This is a genomic window from Nocardia sp. NPDC060220, assembly GCF_042727815.1.
Lineage (GTDB): Bacteria > Actinomycetota > Actinomycetes > Mycobacteriales > Mycobacteriaceae > Nocardia.
The window spans coordinates 1-1,554 of record NZ_JBHWZY010001222.1; the positions used below are offsets into that span (position 1 = coordinate 1).

1 protein-coding gene and 1 pseudogene are annotated in these 1,554 nt (G+C 65.2%); one reads left to right on the plus strand and one right to left on the minus strand.

Features of this window, described 5'->3' with window-relative positions; translation table 11 throughout:
* Positions 1-538: aldo/keto reductase (locus tag ACFWF3_RS35485; RefSeq protein ID WP_379318505.1), on the minus strand; the 538-nt coding region annotated here is incomplete at its 3' end.
* Between the two features lie 186 nt (positions 539-724).
* Here ACFWF3_RS35485 and ACFWF3_RS35490 point away from each other — a divergent pair.
* Positions 725-1,327, plus strand: a pseudogene (locus tag ACFWF3_RS35490) (helix-turn-helix transcriptional regulator); the annotation flags it as partial.
* Positions 1,328-1,554 lie beyond the last annotated feature (227 nt).

The following is a 1,554-nucleotide window of genomic DNA, read 5'->3' on the forward strand; positions in this document are numbered from 1 at the left end:
GCGAGTACTCGGTCTGCAGTGCTGTCACCGGGTGTACCGCGTGGGCGCGGCGAATCGTCTGCGGTGCGGCTTCGGACAGCCCGATGTGCAACACCTTGCCTTCGGCGACCAGCTCGGCCAACGCACCGACGGTCTCCTCGATCGGAGTGTTGGGGTCCACGCGATGCTGGTAGTAGAGATCGATTCGGTCAGTGCCCAAGCGTTTGAGAGACCCTTCGACGGCGGCCTTCACATTCGCCGCGCTGCTGTCTGTGACGCGGGGGCCGCCACCGGAGTGCGAGACCAAGCCGAATTTCGTGGCGACGACGACCTCGTCGCGGCGGCCGGTGATCGCCCGGCCGACGACCTCTTCGCTGTGGAAGGGACCGTAGATCTCAGCGGTGTCGATGTGGGTGACGCCCAGGTCCAGTGCACGGTGGATGGTGCGGATCGACTCGTCGTCGTCCAGGTCTCCACCAGTGGTGTAGGTCCCGGCCATGGTCATCGCACCGAGCCCGATCCGGGATACCTGTAGAGCTCCGAGAGAAGCGTGCTTCATCAGTCGACTCCTTCGACGGTGGTGATGGAAGGGACGGCCACCTCGGCCCGCCGAGTGCAACCTGGCGCGGCTTCGGTGTATCCCTGCCTCCAGACAACACCGCGTCGTGCAGTCGAGACAGATCCTGCCGAGAGGGGTACTCACAGTGACCCCTCAAGTGTCCTGCCAGCACTTATGCTCGACAACATGGACGAGAAGGAGGCGGCGCGCACCGCGGTTCGCGAATTCCTCAGCACGCGCCGTGACCGAGTCTCACCCTCCACGGCCGGACTTCCCACGACCGGCACCCGACGGCGGGTGAAAGGACTACGACGCGAAGAAGTAGCACTACTGGCCGGAGTGAGCCCCGAGTACTACATCCGCCTCGAACGCGGCCGCGCCACCGGCCCCTCACCCGCCATCGTGGAAGCTATCGCCACTGTGCTGAGACTCGACGAGGACGAACGAGCACACTTGGAGCGGTTGCTCGCCGCACTCACCCCCGAGGCTCGCAAACGCCGCAAGACCACGGCAAAGGACAATGTCAGCCCCGGGATTCGGGTACTGCTGGACTCGATGGACCACCTGCCGGCGGTGGTGTTCAACAACCGCCTCGACATCCTTGCCGTCAACGAACTCGGTCGAGCCCTTTACACCACCGTTCTCGCCACCGAAAGTCCGGTGAACACCGCACGGTTCATGTTCCTGCACGAAGCCGCGGCCCAGGAACTGTTCCCCGAATGGGAACACATCGCCAACGACACAGTCTCGATACTGCGCATCGAGGCCGGCCGAAACCCCGACGACCCGGCACTGATCGCCCTCATCGGTCAGCTGTCCACCCGCAGCCAGGCATTCCGCACCGTCTCCTCGTCGATGTCGCGGACCATCTCCATCGACAGCGGCGCCATCTTGCACTCGGTGTACCGCATGGCGGCGGCCGGGGAATGGTGCGCGGCCATCGGCGGCGGGGTTGCCGGGCGCTCGCCGGGATGATGCGCGGCGCCGGTCTGATAGCTCTCGCTGAGATGTTCGGC